At 60.1% G+C, this 17,951-nt stretch carries 12 protein-coding genes; 4 read left to right on the top strand and 8 right to left on the bottom strand.

What is annotated here, in order from left to right; genetic code table 11:
* Positions 1 to 68: 68 nt before the first annotated feature.
* Both WMQ00_RS09370 and WMQ00_RS09365 read left to right on the top strand, forming a co-directional pair.
* Entirely contained in the window at positions 69 to 4,763 is a 4,695-nt protein-coding gene (locus WMQ00_RS09370) for a beta-ketoacyl synthase N-terminal-like domain-containing protein (protein WP_340440978.1), read from the top strand.
* A complete protein-coding gene (locus WMQ00_RS09365) occupies positions 4,738 to 6,294 on the top strand; it encodes an acyl-CoA carboxylase subunit beta (RefSeq protein ID WP_340440977.1) in 1,557 nt (518 codons plus the stop codon). Before WMQ00_RS09370 ends, WMQ00_RS09365 begins: the two co-directional genes overlap by 26 nt.
* Before the next feature lie 196 nt (positions 6,295 to 6,490).
* On the opposite strand, the gene WMQ00_RS09360 is transcribed toward WMQ00_RS09365, so the two are convergent.
* Genes WMQ00_RS09360 through trmB form a run of 5 tightly spaced genes read right to left on the bottom strand, consistent with a single transcriptional unit; the run spans position 6,491 to position 11,370 of the window.
* Complete coding sequence (locus WMQ00_RS09360) at positions 6,491 to 6,820, bottom strand: DUF3054 domain-containing protein (protein WP_239208205.1); 330 nt, start codon at positions 6,818 to 6,820, stop codon at positions 6,491 to 6,493.
* Entirely contained in the window at positions 6,817 to 7,833 is a 1,017-nt protein-coding gene (locus tag WMQ00_RS09355) for a lysylphosphatidylglycerol synthase transmembrane domain-containing protein (protein ID WP_316360490.1), read from the bottom strand. Before WMQ00_RS09355 ends, WMQ00_RS09360 begins: the two co-directional genes overlap by 4 nt.
* Entirely contained in the window at positions 7,834 to 9,987 is a 2,154-nt protein-coding gene (locus WMQ00_RS09350) for an MMPL family transporter (protein ID WP_316360491.1), read from the bottom strand.
* 12 nt (positions 9,988 to 9,999) lie between these two features.
* Positions 10,000 to 10,593 (bottom strand): NYN domain-containing protein, encoded by a 594-nt coding sequence (locus tag WMQ00_RS09345; protein ID WP_023020053.1) that lies wholly within the window; start codon positions 10,591 to 10,593, stop codon positions 10,000 to 10,002.
* Positions 10,594 to 11,370 carry a tRNA (guanosine(46)-N7)-methyltransferase TrmB gene (trmB, locus tag WMQ00_RS09340; RefSeq protein WP_259825190.1) on the bottom strand — a complete coding sequence of 259 codons (777 nt, stop codon included), beginning with the start codon at positions 11,368 to 11,370 and terminating at the stop codon, positions 10,594 to 10,596. It lies immediately after the preceding gene.
* 347 nt (positions 11,371 to 11,717) lie between these two features.
* Between trmB and WMQ00_RS09335 the strand changes: the two genes are divergently transcribed.
* Positions 11,718 to 13,541 (top strand): phosphoenolpyruvate carboxykinase (GTP), encoded by a 1,824-nt coding sequence (locus WMQ00_RS09335; protein ID WP_316360492.1) that lies wholly within the window; start codon positions 11,718 to 11,720, stop codon positions 13,539 to 13,541.
* Between the two features lie 44 nt (positions 13,542 to 13,585).
* Here WMQ00_RS09335 and WMQ00_RS09330 read toward each other — a convergent pair whose 3' ends face one another.
* A complete protein-coding gene (locus WMQ00_RS09330) occupies positions 13,586 to 14,329 on the bottom strand; it encodes a class I SAM-dependent methyltransferase (RefSeq protein ID WP_316360493.1) in 744 nt (247 codons plus the stop codon).
* 24 nt (positions 14,330 to 14,353) lie between these two features.
* On the opposite strand from WMQ00_RS09330, the gene WMQ00_RS09325 reads away from it, so the two are divergent.
* Positions 14,354 to 15,463, top strand: coding sequence for a glycosyltransferase family 4 protein (locus WMQ00_RS09325; RefSeq protein WP_340440976.1), 1,110 nt, complete (start codon positions 14,354 to 14,356; stop codon positions 15,461 to 15,463).
* Here the strand turns inward: WMQ00_RS09325 and WMQ00_RS09320 are convergent.
* Positions 15,378 to 16,796 (bottom strand): hypothetical protein, encoded by a 1,419-nt coding sequence (locus WMQ00_RS09320; RefSeq protein WP_340440975.1) that lies wholly within the window; start codon positions 16,794 to 16,796, stop codon positions 15,378 to 15,380. The genes WMQ00_RS09325 and WMQ00_RS09320 overlap by 86 nt on opposite strands.
* The gene (locus tag WMQ00_RS09315) at positions 16,786 to 17,943 is read right to left on the bottom strand and encodes a DUF3068 domain-containing protein (protein WP_340440974.1); all 1,158 of its coding nucleotides are present in this window, start codon (positions 17,941 to 17,943) and stop codon (positions 16,786 to 16,788) included. Before WMQ00_RS09315 ends, WMQ00_RS09320 begins: the two co-directional genes overlap by 11 nt.
* Positions 17,944 to 17,951: the final 8 nt, after the last annotated feature.

Genomic DNA, 17,951 nt, shown 5'->3' with positions numbered 1-17,951 from the left:
ACAAAGTGACAAAATATAGCGATATACCCTCTTGCCATTTAATAACTTCTCGTAATGAAAGACCTTTTATGACCATCGAGCAACTGCGAGCATGGCTGCGTGACTGGGTCGCCCAGGCCACCGGTGTTTCCCCAGAAGAGATCCTAGATTCCAAGCCCCTGGAAAACTATGGTCTTTCTTCGCGGGATGCTGTAGTGCTATCTGGCGAACTGGAAAATCTACTCGGTACCCGCCTCGATGCCACCGTGGCATACGAGTACCCAACCATCGAATTGCTGGCAAATCGCCTGTTGAACGCTCCAGCGCCTCAGCCTGAGGCGCACTCTCCTCGCATAGCGCATGGAGCCGATGTCGCGGTTATTGGTCTTTCGGGCCGCTTCCCGGGTGCAAAAAATGCCCAGGAATTCTGGTCCATGCTGGCCGAATCCCGCGCCGGAACAGGTCCACTGCCGGTAGGACGTTGGTCCGAGTACTCGGCGGACCCTGTAATGAGCGAGAAGATCGCCCAGCAAAATACCGATGGTGGCTATATCGAGGATATTGCTTCCTTCGACGCTGAATTCTTTGGTCTTTCTCCACTCGAAGCCGCCAATATGGACCCCCAGCAGCGCATCCTGTTGGAGCTGGTGTGGGAAGCGCTAGAAAACGCTGGTGTTCCTGCCAACGAGCTGCGCGGCACGCAGACTGGTGTGTACATGGGCTCGACCAATAATGACTATGGCATGCTCATCGCCGCCGATTCTGCCGAGATGCATCCTTATGCGCTGACCGGTATTTCTTCGGCTGTGGTGGCCAATCGCATTTCCTATGCCCTGGATTTCCGCGGCCCTTCCATCAATGTGGATACGGCCTGCTCCTCCTCCCTCGTAGCCGTCAATCAGGCGGTGAAGGACTTGCGCACGGGAAGCGCGGACGTGGCGCTGGCCGGTGGCATAAATATCCTCGCCGCTCCCCACGCGTCGACGGCGTTTTCTGAATTGGGCGTTACCTCTCCGACGAGTGCCATTCACGCTTTTTCTGACGACGCCGATGGCATCGTGCGCGCCGATGCCGCTGGTGTCCTCGTCCTCAAGCGTTTGGAGGACGCGGAGGCGGACGGCGACGATATCTTGGCTGTCATTAAAGGCTCGGCCGTCAACTCCGATGGGCACTCCAATGGCTTGACCGCCCCGAATCCGGAGGCACAGGAGGATGTTCTCCGCCGAGCTTATGCCGATGCGGGCGTGAATCCGCAGGACGTGGACTATATCGAAGCCCACGGCACCGGCACCATCTTGGGTGATCCGATCGAAGCTTCCGCTTTGGGGCGGGTGCTCGGCGCCGGTCGTGGCGCGGATGCGCCGATTTTGCTGGGATCTGCCAAAACCAATATCGGCCACTCCGAATCTGCTGCGGGCGTGGTGGGCCTTATCAAGGTCATCCAGGCCATGCGCAATGATGTGATTCCGGCGAATATCAATTACTCGGCGCCGAACCGTTATATCGATTTCGAAGCCGAGCGCCTGGAAGTAGTCGAGGACCCGCGCGAGTGGCCCGAATACTCCGGCCGCAAGGTCGCTGGCGTATCCGGTTTTGGCTTTGGTGGCACCAATGCGCACGTCGTGCTCACCGATTACCGCGGCACCCCGGCCGAGCGCGAGCCGCAGCTTTCCACCGACACGGTCGCGTTGCCGGTCTCTGGCCTCTTGCCATCGCGCCGGGCACGCGCTGCGGCCCTGTTGGCGGACTTCATTGAGGCGGAAAAGCCCGCGCTTGTCGACGTCGGCCGTACCGTCGCCCGCCGCAATCACTCCCGCTCTCGCGCCGTCGTGGTGGCTAGCTCCGCCGAGGAAGCAGTCAAGCGCCTGCGCCAGGTGGCCGAGGGCAAGGTTTCCATGGGAATTGCCGCTGCGGATTCCCCGCAGGTGCCGGGTCCGGTATTTGTGTACTCCGGATTTGGCTCTCAGCACCGCAAGATGGCCAAGGACATGATTGCGCTCTCGCCACAGTTCAAGGCCCGCTTGGAAGAGCTAGATAAAATCGTGGACTTTGAGTCCGGGTGGTCCATCATGGACATTGTCAACGATGATGCGCAAACATATGACACCGAGACTGCTCAGGTAGCCATTACTGCTATCCAGATTGCAGTGACGGACTTGCTGGCCTCCTTTGGTGTGCGCCCTGCCGGTGTGATGGGCATGTCCATGGGCGAGATCGCAGCGGCCTATGCCGCGGGCGGTATTTCCGCCGAGGACGCTATGGTAATCGCCTGCCACCGCGCGCGGTTGATGGGTGAAGGTGAGGCGTCGCTAAGCGATGCCGAACAAGGAGCCATGGCCGTAGTTGAGCTCTCTGCCGAGGATATTGCCGCGCTTGATGGAAACATCGAGCCTGCCGTGTACACCGGTCCAGGTATGACCACCGTGGGCGGCCCGCGCCAAGAGGTGCTGGACTTGGTGGAAAAGCTCGATGGCGAGGGCAAATTCGCCCGCGCTCTCAATGTGAAGGCGGCCGGGCACACTTCGGCCGTAGACCCCATCCTGGGAGAGTTGCATGCTGCCATCGCAGGTATGGAAGCCAAGCCGCTGCACACCCCGCTATTTTCCTCCGTCGATAAGGGCACGGTCTATCGTCCTGGAACCACCGTGCATGATGAGGATTACTGGCTGCGCATGACCCGCCACTCGGTCTACCTGCAGGATGCCACCGAGGCAGCCTTCGCTGCCGGGCACAACCAGCTGGTAGAAATCTCGCCAAACCCGGTTGCGCTCATGGGGCTCATGTCCACCGCCTTTGCGGTAGGCAAGGCCGATGCGCAACTGCTGTATGCCCTAAAGCGCAAGGTAGATCCCACCGAGTCTCTCCTCGACTTGCTCAGCAAGCTCTATGTCGCCGGCATGCCGGTGGACTTCGGTGCGGTCTTTGGCTCTGGCGCACGCGTAGAGGCCCCCTATACCCAGTTCAACCGCCAACGTTTCTGGACCAATGCCCGTCCATCGGCCGGCGTTTCTGGCCTGCCGGGCGCACGCGTTAACCTGCCCGAGGGCAAGGTTGCCTTCTCCACCAATGCGGACCAAGCGCCATCCGCCCTGGCCATCGTCGAGGCTGCGGCCGAGGCCGTCAAGCCAGGAGCACGCATCATCGCCACCGAGGAACACGCCGATTTGCCACCGCACGGCGAGGTCACCACGGTGGTAAATCAGTCCATCGGCGGTATGTCCGTGGCTGTCTACGCTGTTCGTGGTGCACAGACAGAGCTGGTGGCGGAAGGCTTTGCCTCCGCTTTGGATTTGGGTGCGGCGCCTATTCCAGGCGTGGCTGAGGTGCCCGAAAGCGCGCCTGCAGCGACGGAAGAAGTCGATGCCGTGCGCTGGGATCCCACGGAGGAAACCGTGGAGGACCGCCTCGCGCTCATCGTTTCTGAGTCCATGGGCTATGACGTCTCTGACCTGCCGCGAGAGCTGCCGCTCATTGACTTGGGCTTGGATTCCCTGATGGGTATGCGCATTAAGAATCGCGTGGAAAATGACTTCCAGATTCCGCCGCTGCAGGTGCAGGCGCTGCGCGACGCCTCCCTGGCGGACGTCATTGCCATGGTGGAAGAGGCCGTAGCCGGCGGCAACGTAGATACCAGCGAGATTGCTTCCGAGGACACCCCTGCGCCAGAAGAAGATGAGCCGGGCCAGGGCGTGGGTGTTGCCCCGCGCGATGCCTCCGAGCGCATGGTCTTTGGCACGTGGGCTACCTTTACCGGCAAGGCCGCGGCGGGAGTGACCTCTGCACTGCCAAAGGTAAGCGACGAGGTTGCTAGCAACATTGCCGAGCGCCTCACCGAACGTGCAGGCATCGAAGTCACTACCCAGCAGGTCCACGAGGCTGAGTCCTTGGAGAGCCTGGCTGACTTGGTCCGTGAGGGACTAGAGACCGAGGTAGAGGGCAATATCCGCGTGCTGCGCGAGGCCGACGGCCCCGCTGTATTCATGTTCCACCCAGCCGGTGGCACCACGGTGGTCTACCAGCCACTGACCCGCCGCCTGCCCGAGGATGTGGCTGTCTACGGAGTCGAGCGCATCGAGGGTTCGCTAGAGGAGCGAGCCAAGGTATATGTCGAGGACATCCTGCACTACGCTCGTGGCCGCAAGGTCGTGCTCGGCGGTTGGTCCTTTGGCGGCGCGCTGGCCTACGAGGTGGCCTACCAGTTGCACAAGCGCACCCAGGACTCGGTGGAGGTGGCGTTTATTGCGCTGCTAGATACCACCCAGCCATCCCACCCGGCCCCGGATACCCCGGAGGAAACCCGTGCTCGCTGGGCGCGCTACGCGGCCTTTGCCAAGAAGACCTACGGGCTGGATTTTGAACCCCCGTACGAGATGCTCGAGACCATGGGCGAGGATGCGCTCATGACCATGTTGGCGGAGTTCCTCGCTACTACCGACGCCTCCGAGCACGGCCTAGCCGCGGGCGTGCTAGAGCACCAGCGTGCCTCCTTTGTGGATAACCAGATTCTGGCCAAGATTGACTTCCACCGCTGGGCCGATGTGACCGTGCCGGTTCTGCTTTTCCGCTCCGAGCGCATGCATGACGGTGCGATTGAACTGGAGCCGCGCTACGCTGAGATTGACCCCGACGGAGGTTGGGGAGTTATCGTTAAGGATCTAGAAATTGTGCAGCTGCAAGGCGATCACCTTGCAGTACCGGACGAGCCGGCCATCGGCATCGTGGGCAAGCATATGAACGAATGGATCGAGGAGAAGGTACGTGGCGGCCAAGCAGACAACCGCTGAGAAACTCGCTGATCTGCGTGAGCGTCTGGATAAGGCGCAGGACCCAGGAAGTGAGCGCTCGCGCAAGCGCCGCGACGAGGCTGGACGCACCACGCCTCGCCAGCGCATCAATGAACTGCTAGATGAGGGTTCCTTCGTCGAGACTGGTTCTCTGGGCAAGACCCCTGGTGACCCTGAGGCCATCTATTCTGATGGCGTGGTCACCGGCTATGGCCGCATCTCCGGCCGCCCGGTGTGCATCTACGCTCACGATAAGACCGTCTACGGTGGCTCTGTCGGCGTGACCTTTGGCAAGAAGGTTACCGAGGTCATGGATATGGCCATTAAGATTGGCTGCCCTGTCATTGGCATTCAGGATTCCGGTGGTGCCCGTATCCAGGATGCGGTGACCTCGCTGGCCATGTACTCCGAGATCGCCCGCCGCCAGCTGCCGCTGTCCGGCCGCAGCCCGCAGATTTCCATCATGATGGGTAAGTCCGCTGGCGGCGCCGTCTATGCTCCTGTGACCACGGACTTTGTGATTGCCGTGGACCAGGAAGCGGAAATGTATGTCACTGGTCCCAACGTGATTCGTGAGGTCACCGGTGAGGACATTACTTCCGCCGAGCTGGGTGGAGCTCGCCAGCAGGAGCTCAACGGCAACGTTTCGGCCGTCGTTCCCTCTGAGGAAGACGCCTTCGACATGGTGCGCGATCTCTTGGACCACCTGCCGCTAACGTGCTTTGATGAGGCCCCGGAATTCGCCGCGCCTTCCGACGCCGACGTGGCCGAAGACGAAGACCTCAACTCCTTCATGCCGGATGACACCAATGCCGGCTACGACATGATGGATTTGTTGACCCAATTGGGCGATGACGAGGACATCATTGAAATTCAAGAGAACTTTGCGCCCAATATGATCACCGCCTTTGGGCGCATCGATGGCAAGACGGTGGGATTTGTAGCCAATAATCCCATGCACCTTGCAGGCTGCATTGATGCGGACGCCGCCGATAAGGGCGCACGTTTTATCCGCATCTGCGATGCCTACAACATTCCGTTGGTCTTCGTGGTGGATACTCCGGGCTACCTACCAGGCGTAGAGCAAGAAAAGGTCGGCCTTATCCACCGCGGCGCCAAGTTTGCTTTCGCCGTGGTAGAAGCCACCGTGCCCAAGGTTTCGCTCATCGTGCGCAAGGCCTATGGCGGTGCTTATGCCGTGATGGGGTCGAAGAACCTCACCGGTGATATCAACTTGGCGTGGCCAACCGCGCAGATCGCCGTTATGGGTGCCGCAGCCGCCGTGGTGATGATCGCCGGTAAGCAGCTAGACGCCGCCGAGACCCCTGAGCAGCGCGAGATGACCAAGAAGATGTTCATGGACTTCTACGATGAGACCATGACTGCTCCCTATGTTGCGGCTGAGCGCGGCTATTTGGACGCTATGATTCAGCCGAATCAATCCCGGTTGGCGCTCCGCCAAGCGCTGCGGCAGCTGGCAACGAAGCAGGAAAGCGATCTGCCGAAAAAGCACACCATTGCCCCGATGTAACGTCATGTGCTTGGATTAGCGATAGGAATATAAAGTCCCAATCCTAGTCAAGGAGTTATTTATGATTCTATCTAGCGCTGTGGATCTCATCAGCGAGATCATTGGTTTCGTAGCCGATATCCTCAATCAAGCAGGCGTACCGGTAAGCTCCAAGTAAAACGAGTAAAAAATAAGGAGGGTTCAACCCTCCTTATTTTTATTTGCGGGCGAAAAGCCGCCAGCCGAAGAAGAATAGCGCGGACATGACGGTTGCCACGATGAGGAAGCTCCAGTGCGGTAGCCGGCCATTGACCAGCATCCACAGGGCCATGCCGCCCACGATGGTGCTTAGCCAGACGACGCCGCCTTCCTTCCACTTGCCCTGCACCTTGGCGGCCAGGATGATAGCCCAGCCGATGAGCGCGCCGATGGCCCATGGCCAGAAGGCATCAACCCAGGTGGAAAAACTTAGTCCGCCGTGGGCGAGACGGGCGGCCACAGCAAAGAGCATCAAGGCGATGATATCGATGACGGGGGCGATTCTCATGCGTTTTCCTTTCGATTCAAGGCGGCGTAAGTAATGCCCTTGCGAGCATAGTGCCAGAAGTAGATTACCCAGCCAATGATGGTGATAAGGGCAAAGGAAATCAGCCGATAGATGATTGCCGCGCCGGTTGCATCCACCGCGGTCATACCGGTGGCAACCAGGGTAGCGATAATGGCGGCCTCTACCGTGCCTAGGCCGGCGGGCGTGACCTGGGCGGAGCCGGCCAGCTTGGCGGTAAGATACGCCAGTGCTACGCCGGCCATAGTCGTTGTGTCCTCACCCGCGTGCAGGGCAGGGAGGTGGCCGGTTACGGCCCACACGCAGCCCCACAGCGAGACCATATCGATGAGGCGGTTGGCTAGGGAGTAAAAGGAAACCCAAGCGAATTGGCGGCGGGTGAGGTGAACCTCTTCTAGATTCTTTACCTGGTCCACGATGGCTTCGCGCTTGGAGCCCTTAACGAGCTTCTGGCGGTTGAGCCAGCGAATGATGGTGTCTGGGTGATTGGTCAGCCAGAAAAGGCCGCCGGAAAGCGCCAGCATGAGCACCAGGGTGCCAATGAGGGACCACAATGCCATGTCAGCATTGAGGAAGAGCACGCCGCCCAAGCCGATGAGTACGAGCCACATGGTGGAAATGGCCGAAGACAGCACGAAGAACCACCCACAGAGCATGACGGAAGCACCCCACGTGCGCTGCACGTAGAAGGTGAGGATGGCGGAAAAGGCCGGGCCCGCTGGAAGCGTGGTAGACCAAGCATTAGCCGCCAGCGTGAGGGCGGCCGTTTCTGAGGCTGGCACATGTACGCCGCCGGCGCGAATGAGCAGGCGCATAACCTCGCCCATGGCAAGGACTGCCACGATTGAGGCGATGACCACCAGTGCTACCGCAGCCGGGTCAGAATGAGACAGCCGCGAGAAGCCTTCGCGCAGGAAGTCCAACTCATCGCGGAAGACATAAATCAGGATAAACAGGACGATGAGCGAGGCGATAAGCCGCAGCCAGTTCTTCACTTATTTATCTCCTTCGAGGCGTTGTTTGAGCTCAGAGAAGGGAACAGTCTTGCCGCGGTGTCTAGCGCCACCAGTCAGAGCAGTGGTGGCGTGGCGCAGCCAGCTAGGTGCCCACCAGTTATCTTCGCGCAGCAGGTGCATGACAGCGGGGACAAGGAGCATGCGGACAATGGTGGCATCGATAAGCAGGGCAAAAATCATGCCATAAGCGATGTATTTCATCATCACGATATCGGAGAAGCCGAAAGCGCCACAGACCACAATCATGATGAGCGCCGCCGCAGTGATGATCCCACCCGTATGCGCGGTGCCGGCCGCAATGGCCTCATCGGTGGTGGAACCACGCCGTCGCGCCTCCACCATGCGGGAGACCAAGAAGACCTCATAGTCGGTGGACAGGCCGTAAACAATGGCGATGATAAGAACCAAGATGGGGCTCATGAGCGGGCCAGGGGTGAAGTTGAGGGCGCCCGAGCCAAGGCCAGCGACGAACATCAGGGTCAAAATGCCCAGCGTTGCCCCCAAGGTCAAAAGCGTCATCACGATTGCCTTGAGCGGGAGCACGAAGGAACCGAAGACCAACGCCATGAGCAGGAACGTGGCCAGCACCACGTAGAGTGCCATCCACGGCAGCTTATGGAAGAGCGCATCAAGGGATTCCACTTCCATGGCAGGCGTGCCTCCCACGTACAGGTTCACGCCCTCGGGTGCCTTTACTTGTTCCAGTTCGTGGACAATCTTCGCGTAATCATCGCGGTCTTTAATGCCGGCGGAAAGAACTGTCGTGCCGTCCTTGGTGGCTGTTGTCGGCGCCATGGGCTCGGTGAGGCCATTGAGGCCACGGACTTGCATGACGACGTCGACCAGCTGCTGGTTAGACGCATTTTCCACGACGAGCTTTACCGGCTCCGTGCGGAAGGTAGGGAATTCCTCATTGAACCTATCCTGCGCCACACGGGTTTCCTGGTTGGGCGGTAAGTAAGACTCGTTGATGCCGCCGAAGGTGATACTCATGATGGGCAGGGTAAGTGCGATAAGCAGGCCGCACACGGCGATGGTCAACCCGCGGGCATGGCGCATTGCCCAAAGCGGCAGCTTGTACCACCAGGTGTCTTCGATGGTGCGCGCCGTCCGAGAGGTGCGGCGCACAGACCAGGTATCGATCTTGGGGCCGAGCATGCCAAAAATTGAGGGCAGGACGGTGACCGAAAGCAGCGCTGCTAGACCCACGGCGGAAATGGAGCCATAAGCCACGGACTTCAGGAAGGCTTGCGGGAAGAGGAAGAGCCCCGAAAGTGCGACGGCGACCATGGCTGCCGAGAAAACCACCGTTTGGCCGGCAGTCGCGGTGGTGGTAGCAACGGCCTCCTCGGTGGAGCGACCCTTATCCAGCTCTTCGCGGAAGCGCGAGACCATAAAGAGACCGTAATCGATGGCTAGGCCGAGGCCCAGCAGCGTGACAATGGCCTGAGCAAAGACATTGACCTGGGAAAATCCCGCCAAGATGGACAGGATTCCCAAAGACCCCAGGATGGAGAGGCCACCGACGATAAGCGGCATGCAGGCCGCAACGACGGAGCCAAAAACCACCAGCAGGAGGATGCCCACCAAAGGAAGCGCCGCCTTTTCGGCGCGGGAGATATCGTGGGACATGCCATTATCTAGGGCATCAGCAACTGCGGTAGCGCCCGCGATTTCCACTGGGGCGGAGGTATCCGTAAGCGCGCCTTGGATGGTGCGGAAATCCTTGAGTGTTTGCTCATCATCGCCTTTAAGACCGATGGCGGCGAAAGCTAGGGAGTGATCGTCATTGACCAGGTTGGGGTTCTTCGTATCGAAGTAGCTGGTCACCGAATCAATCTGCTCGGGATACTCTGCTTTCAGCTGCGCCAAGTGCTGCTTGGCGGCGTCGAAGTTCTCATCGGGGGAGTGGAAGAGCAAGATGACATCGCCGGAGTTATCGCGGCCAAATGTTTCCTCCTCGATCTGGGCCGCGCTTGTCGACGCCGCATTGGGATCCTCCCAGCCCTCTTGGCTCATGCGGTCTTCAAGCTGCAGGCCAAAGCCCACGAAGAGCGCAAGGATGGCAGCGACAACGATGGCGGGGATAAGCCGGCGGTGCGCATAGGAAAAACGTCCCCATTTCTCAAACATTGGGGCAGCCTCCTAGCGGTTATTAAGCAGGGCCGCCAAGGGACGGAATGGCTGCAGCCATGCACCACCCTCGGGCAGGTTATCCAGATTCACGCGCGGTAGCGGTTCGCGGAATACGCCCTCGATGTCTTCTAGATCCACAAAATTGATATCCGCGTGGCCGACGGCCCAAGCGGCGTGCTCGTGGAATCCCAGGACCGTAACCGGAATCCCCGCGGCGATGAGTTCCTCCAAAGGCTCTTGGAAGTTTTGGCCATCGGCGGAGGCGACAATGACACCGGCCAGATCCGCACGAAGATTGTCGATGTGGTCGAGCATATCCGGATCTACGTCATCGTCTTCGTGGATCTTGGGCTTGGCAAAAACACCGAAACCCACGTTGCGGATGGCTTCTACCCATGGGCGAATGACATCTGCGCCGCCGGGGGTCACATTAGTAAAGACATCGGCGCGCGGTTCAGCATCAACGTCTTGAGCAAGATGTACCAGCCAGCGACCGATGGCGTCGAAGCGCGGGCGGTGTGCGGCGGTAGGCCGACCGCCCAGCAGGGAGCCTAGGCCCATGTCCATATTGGGTGCATCCCAGACAAGCAGATAGGTGCTCATTTATTTCTTCTCCCAGAGATACTCCGTAATCACATGTTCTTTATCTAGGCCCTTGCCCTCAAACTTGGTGATGACCTGACGATCTACCAGCTGCGGGCACTCCGGCCATGGCCAGCCCTTGTAATCCAGGCTTGGTTCTACTTCAACTAGTTCATCGATCCACTCGGCATACCCGGCGTGGTCGGTAGCGACGTGCAGCACACCGCCCTTCTTTAACCGGGAGGCAAAAAGATTGAGGGTGCCCGACTGAATAATGCGGCGCTTGTGATGGCGCGCCTTTGGCCACGGATCCGGGAAGAAGACGCGGATTCCGTCGAGGGATTCCGGTTCAAACATGCGCATCAAGACTTCGATGCCATCGCCGCGGATCATGCGGATATTTTCGATACCCTCACGCTCAATCTGGCCGAGCAGCTTGGCAAGGCCTGGTTTGTAGAGCTCGACGGCGATGATGTTGGTATCGGCTTCTTTCGGTGCCATGGCAGCGGTGGAGGTGCCGGTACCGGAACCGATTTCCACGATCGTCTTGGCGCCGCTGCGGCCGAACCAGGAAGCGAGATCAATGACCTCGTCTTCCAGCACGCGTCCGAGCTCCGGCCAGCGCTTTTCAAAAAGTTCATGCTGGTTTTCGGTCAGCGTGCCGCGGCGGAAAGTGACGTTGCCTAGGCGCGGGTAGTCAAGCTCGTTGTGGAAAACGGCGTTGAAGTCGGTTTGTGGCGGGCGGCCAGGGGGCATTTCCCCAGCGCGGGTGTTTTGAGAATTATCTGTGCTATTCATTGCGGCCTATTTTCCCCTGCTTAGCCCCGCCAAGCAATACGCCGCGCCGAGGGATACATGTGGCGATGACATCCCGGATATAACCAGTGGGCCCAGTTGGGGGTGGTAGAAGATCGTTTCGAGGCGGAAAAGTGGGACAATGAACCCCCAGAAAGGGGGAGTGGAAAAGGCGATTTTTAACACATTACCTTCGTATGCGCTTGGTGAAGTTCTGGTTAACGTGGTGGATATAACCGGTGTAGCAAGTTCTGCGCAAATTATTCGGGCGAGCACGTTAATCTTGAGGTGGAAGGCACAGTTGGGGCTTTTCGCTCCAATTTTCACACCCACCCTCAGGAGAATTACTAATGACCGCCACTATCCCAGGGCTCGTCGGAGAGCTGCCGACTAAAAATGAAAAGCTTATCGGCTGGATTAGCGAGAATGTTGAGCTTTTCCAGCCGGACCAGGTGGTCTTTGTAGACGGCTCCCAGGACGAGGCTGACCGTTTGGCCGGCGAGCTGGTGGAAAAAGGCACGCTTATCAAGTTGAACGAGGAAAAGCGACCTAACTCCTACTTGGCTCGTTCCAACCCTTCCGACGTTGCACGTGTGGAATCTCGCACCTTCATCTGTACCGAGAATGAAGACGGCGCTGGCCCTACCAATAACTGGGCTCCGCCTGCGGCGATGAAGGAAGAGATGACGGAAGCTTTCCGTGGCTCCATGAAGGGTCGCACCATGTACGTGGTTCCCTTCTGCATGGGCCCGATTAGCGATCCGGAGCCGAAGCTGGGCGTGCAGCTGACTGACTCCGCCTATGTTGTACTCTCCATGCGCATCATGACCCGTATGGGCGCGGAAGCCCTGGAGAAAATTGGTGCTGACGGCAACTTTGTCCACGCGCTGCACTCCGTGGGTGCCCCGCTGGAGCCGGGTGAGGAAGACGTGGCATGGCCATGCAATGACACCAAGTACATCACCCAGTTCCCTGAAACTAAGGAAATTTGGTCCTACGGTTCTGGCTACGGCGGCAACGCCATCCTGGCTAAGAAGTGCTACGCGCTGCGCATCGCTTCCGTTATGGCCAAGGAAGAGGGCTGGATGGCCGAGCACATGCTCATCTTGAAGCTGACCAACCCAGAAGGCAAGAAGTACCACGTTGCAGCCGCCTTCCCGTCGGCATGTGGCAAGACCAACCTGGCCATGATTACCCCAACCATTCCGGGCTGGAAGGCTGAGGTCGTCGGCGATGACATTGCGTGGCTACACCTGCGCGAAGACGGTCTCTACGCCGTAAATCCGGAAAACGGCTTCTTCGGCGTGGCTCCTGGCACCAACTACGACTCCAACCCGATTGCCATGCGGACCATGGAGCCGGGTAACACCATTTTCACCAACGTTGCGCTTACCGACGACGGCGATGTCTGGTGGGAGGAGATGTCCAAGGAGGCACCAGAGCACCTCATCGACTGGACCGGTCAGGACTGGACTCCGTCTTCGTCCACTAAGGCTGCACACCCTAACTCCCGCTACTGCGTGCCGATTTCCCAGTGCCCGAGCGCCGCTCCAGAGTATGACGACTGGCAGGGCGTAAAGATCGATGCCATCCTCTTCGGCGGCCGCCGCAAGACCACCGTTCCGTTGGTCACCCAGGCTTTTGACTGGAACCACGGCACTATGATTGGTGCCCTGCTGGCCTCTGGCCAGACCGCTGCAGCAGAGGGCAGCGTTGGCACCCTGCGCCACGACCCGATGGCTATGCTGCCGTTCATTGGCTACAACGCCGGCGATTACCTGCAGCACTGGATTGACATGGGTGAAAAGGGCGGCGACCGTATGCCGTCTATCTTCCTGGTTAACTGGTTCCGCCGCGGCGACGATGGCCGCTTCCTGTGGCCGGGCTTCGGCGAGAACTCCCGAGTGCTCAAGTGGATCATTGACCGCATCGAAGGCAATGTTGAGGCTGAGGAGACCGTCGTAGGTCACACCGCTCGCGCCGAGGATATCGACCTCGAGGGCATCGACTTTGATATCGAGGATGTGCGCGCTGCACTCGCCGTCAACCCGGAGGACTGGGAAGGCGATATGCAGGATAACGCCAGCTACCTCAACTTCCTAGGCTCCCGAGTGCCATCTGAGGTGTGGGACCAGTTCCACGCTCTAAAGGAGCGCGTAGAGAACGCCTCTTAAGCTCTAAGTTCAATAGCACCCAGCGACAGCACTGTTGCTGGGTGCTATTTTTGCAGCACCAACGTCAGGTTAGAAACCGCGAATTCCCGCACACCTGGCACGCGAGTTAGCCACCAAGCCCAGCTAGGGTGGTAACGGGGGAAGGCGAGTTTGCACGCGCCGGTGCGCTGTGCCCAGTGGAGGCCGGCGGAACAGGGGACGTCGAAAAGCGAAGTGCCAAAGACATTCTTGGGCGGGTGACCGTGGCGGCGGGTGTAGCGATCGCGGGCAAACTCGCCGCCCACATAGTGCTCCCACAGGCCGGTCTCGTGGCCGCCAAAGGGGCCGAGCCATACCGTATAGCTCAGGATAGTCAGGCCACCCGGGCGGGTCACGCGCAGCATCTCCTCGCCCATATCCCAAGGATTGGGGATGTGCTCAGCCACGTTGGAGGAATAGACCACGTCAAAAGAGTCATCGGCACAGGGAAGGTTGGTGCCGTCCCCGCGCACCGAGTTGCTCAAGTGGATGCCAGCCGCAGACATTTCGCCGGCATCTGGCTCTAGTCCCACATAGTGGGCCCCGTGCCGGGCAAAAGCATCCGCAAAATAACCCGGTCCGCCGCCCACATCGAGTACCCTCGCCCCGGGAAGCTGCACGCCCAGGTCGCGGCCGAGGTTATCTACCAGTGCGGCCGTATCTTCCGCTAGCCCACCGTAGAAAATCTCGGGGTGCGTCTGCTCAAAGCGAAAGGAACGCAACAGCTGCAAGGAGCGGCGCAGCGTGGCCATCTCACGGGTATGTCTCATAACCCACTAGGCTAATACCTCACAATGAAGATTCTTTTACTATGCTGGCGCGATTCCACCCACCCGCAAGGCGGGGGCTCGGAGCGCTACTTGGAGCGCGTGGGCGAATACCTCGCGGCGCAGGGCCACGAGGTGGTTTTTCGCACCTCCAAGCACATGAATGCCGCGCGCCGGGAGGTGCGCGACGGCGTGCGCTATAGCCGCGGTGGCGCCAAGTTCGGCGTGTATCCGCGTGCCTGGGTGGCGATGCTGGCAGGCCGTGTGGGGCTGGGTGACCTGCGCGGGGTGGATGCGGTAATCGATACCCAAAACGGCATTCCTTTCTTTGCCCGCTTGGTATCTGGAGCACCGACGGTGCTGCTTACCCACCACTGCCACCGCGAGCAGTGGCCGGTGGCAGGTCCCCTCCTGGGCCGCCTCGGCTGGTTCCTTGAGTCCCGGGTGGCTCCGCGTGTGTATCGCGGCGCTCCTTATGTCACCGTTTCTGAGGCTTCCCGCGAGGATCTAGAGGCACTGGGAATTAAGGGTGCGCACATCATTGCCAATGGTCTGGACCCGGTTCCGGACCATGTGCCTTCCCTGGAACGAGAGGCCGACGTGCACTTGGTAACGCTCTCGCGCCTGGTGCCGCATAAGCAGATTGAGCATGCCATGGATACGGTGGCGCAGACCCCGGGCGCGGTCCTGGATGTCATAGGCTCCGGTTGGTGGGAGGCTAACCTGCGTGCCTATGCCGAGGAACACGGCGTCAGCGATCGCGTGCGCTTCCGCGGCCAGGTGACCGAGGACTATAAGCATGCACTGCTCGCCCGGGCCGATGCCCTGCTTATGCCCTCCCGCAAAGAGGGATGGGGATTGGCAGTTATGGAGGCCGCCCAACATGGGGTTCCCACTGTTGGCTATACGTTTGGCCTGCGTGACAGCGTCATCAATGGCAAGACCGGCATCCTGGTAGAGCGCGAGGAAGACTTCGTGGCGGCCACCAAGCAGCTGCTTGCCGACGCCCCTTTACGCTGCACCCTCGGCTCCAACGCGCGCGATTTTGCCGCTAGCTTCTCGTGGGAGAAGACCGGCGAGCAATTCGCGGAATTGCTGCAAGGGCTAGTAGCGGACAAGCCATCCACAACGCGCTAAGTGCCCACGGAACCTCGGGCCGCGGCGCATCCGTTTCCGCGACTATGACACCGTCGACCACGACCACACCGACGCCGATCTGTTCCAAGCGGTTCATATCGTGGTCTTCCCACGCACGCAGCGCCGCCCGATACTGCGGCGAGGCTTGATCCACTACGGTCCCGTCTACGCTCAATTCCCCGGATTCCACCATGGCCAGCGCCTTGGAATAGGGATCTACCGCCACACCGCCAGGCACCTCTACAAGGTTGGCGCGCTCTGGAAAGAAAGCCACCCGGCCGTCAATCTCGCGCACCAGCTGCTTATCTACCCCCGTATCCCGCGGCGCGAGCACCCCTAGCCGCCCCGGAACCGGAATCAGTTGCACGGCCGCGGCCACGGTGGCTAGTGCCGCCGGCAGGTTCGGCAGCGCACCCAGCGAGGCCACATAAAGCGGCAATGCCAGCATGGTCAGCTTTCCGCTATCGCGCAGTAGCGCCGCCCCCGGTACGTGATCGATGGACCACACCAGCGCGCCGGGAACCAGCCAGAAAAACATCGCGCCGCCAAGACCAATAGCTGCCAGTATGCTCAGCCGAACGGGAACCCGCCACGCCCCGAGCAAGGCGATGATCGCCACGATGACACCGCATATCGCGAACCCGATGGCTGCCTGTGCATTCCAGATGCCGCCCAGGCGCAACAACGCGCCCCCGGTGCCGACGTGCTCTTCCGCTCGCGGGGCAAACGCAGCCACCGCCGCAGCGGTATCACCGGGCGCAGTGGGATAGAACATTCCTGGAATGGCCCACGGCAAGCACAAGACCACGCCGCCAAGTGCCACCCGCTTGCGGCAGGTCACCGCCGCGGTCACCACGGCAAAGAGCCCACCCGTAGGGGTAAGTGAAGCGCCCCACATGGCGAGCCACGCCACCCAATTGCGCTGCTTTCCGGCCCACGCGATGACCGGGAGCAGCCACGCGGCCACAGCAAGTGACCACTGGCCTTGGAGGAAGCGCTCGATAACGAAAGGATTGGCCACCGCCACCCCCATCGCGCTCACCGCGGAGGCTGTGGAGCGCGCCCAGCGCGCCGCGGTGAGCGCGGAGGACGCCGCGGCGGCAAAAATGAGCACCCGCGCCGCCCACGCGCCGCCTACTACAGCCAAGAAGCCGTCTTGCGGGGCATTGCGGGCAGGCAAACTGCCGCCGCCGAAAGCCGAAGGGGAAAGCGCCGGATGGTCAAGCAGCGCCATATCGCGCCACAGGAACTCACCGGGCAGGGCGAAGGGCCAACACACCGCGGTCACGAGGATGAAGCCCCAGGCGAGGAGTACTAGACGCTTAGCCTTCACGGTGGCGGCGCATGTACATATAGGCAGCACAGAGCAATAGGCCGACGCCGATGGCTTTGCCCGCCCAGCCGACGACCATCAAGGCACGAATGGTGCGAATGACCGGACGCACCTCGTCGAGGCGCTCCGCGCGAGTGTCATCGGACCAGCGCATATCGGCAGCGAAGATGGAGCGATCCTCCGTATCGTTATTGGCCACCATGGTGCCGGCTTGTTTTTCGTCGGCAGCGAAGAAAATCTTGATATTTTCCCGCAGATCCACGATGGTGCCGGTGGTGGGTTCCACGGAGATATCGCGGCCGACGGTATAAAAAGGTTCCACCGTGACCCGGTCAGTGGGATCTAGGCCGAGGAGCTTGCGCGAGTCTTCGTCATAGAATCGCTTCGCCGGCCCAGAGATGCGGAAGTCCTTAGCGGCCAGCTGCTTTTCGCCGCTACCGGAATCGACCGCCTCGGTGGTGATGTTTCTGCGCATATCAGCCAGGGAAATGGGCTGAATATCGTGGTGGAAGGAATAGGTGGGGATACCATCTAGCTTTTCCGTAGTGGTGAAATCCACCGCCGTGGAGGATTGTGAGGCCAGATCGAAAAAGGGATAGGAGCGCTGCTCGGTTCCGGAGGGGAAAAAGTAGTTGATGCCATCTCGCTCGAAATCTGTGCGGGCCATGCCCGTATCCACTGCCGGCAGGAGGAATTCCCATTTATCCTTAGGGGCAGCCACCGGGTAGGTGGATTCTCGGTTCAACACGGAGTGCTCGGTGATTTGGGCGAGCGGAGTCTCTCCGGCGAGCAGGCGCGATAAAGAATCAGAGTGAGCGAGCGCATCGTCTTCTGCCACCTCAGCGGTCCTGGTGTTGCGCTCGATGGTCAGCAGGTCATGGTGCAGGTAGCACCAGATGGGTGCCTTCTTTTCCTGGCACTGCGGATTCTTGCTATCGCCTGTGGCCTTGGCGCTGCCGATAAAAGCGGGCGCATCCATCCACACGCCGGCGGACGGTGCAGTGACAGTGTTGATGTTTTGGTCGAAGGCGAGGGGTCGGGTCTGATTGTTATATAGCGGTGGCACCACAGTGCCCAGCACTAAGAAAATGACGGCGGCAATGACAACCCACGCCAGTGGCGAGCGTGGCCAAAGGTAGCGTTTCATTGCAGTAA

The sequence above is a fragment of the Corynebacterium sp. KPL2825 genome, assembly GCF_037908445.1.
Lineage (GTDB): Bacteria > Actinomycetota > Actinomycetes > Mycobacteriales > Mycobacteriaceae > Corynebacterium > Corynebacterium kefirresidentii.
This window is presented reverse-complemented; position numbering and strand designations above follow the sequence as displayed.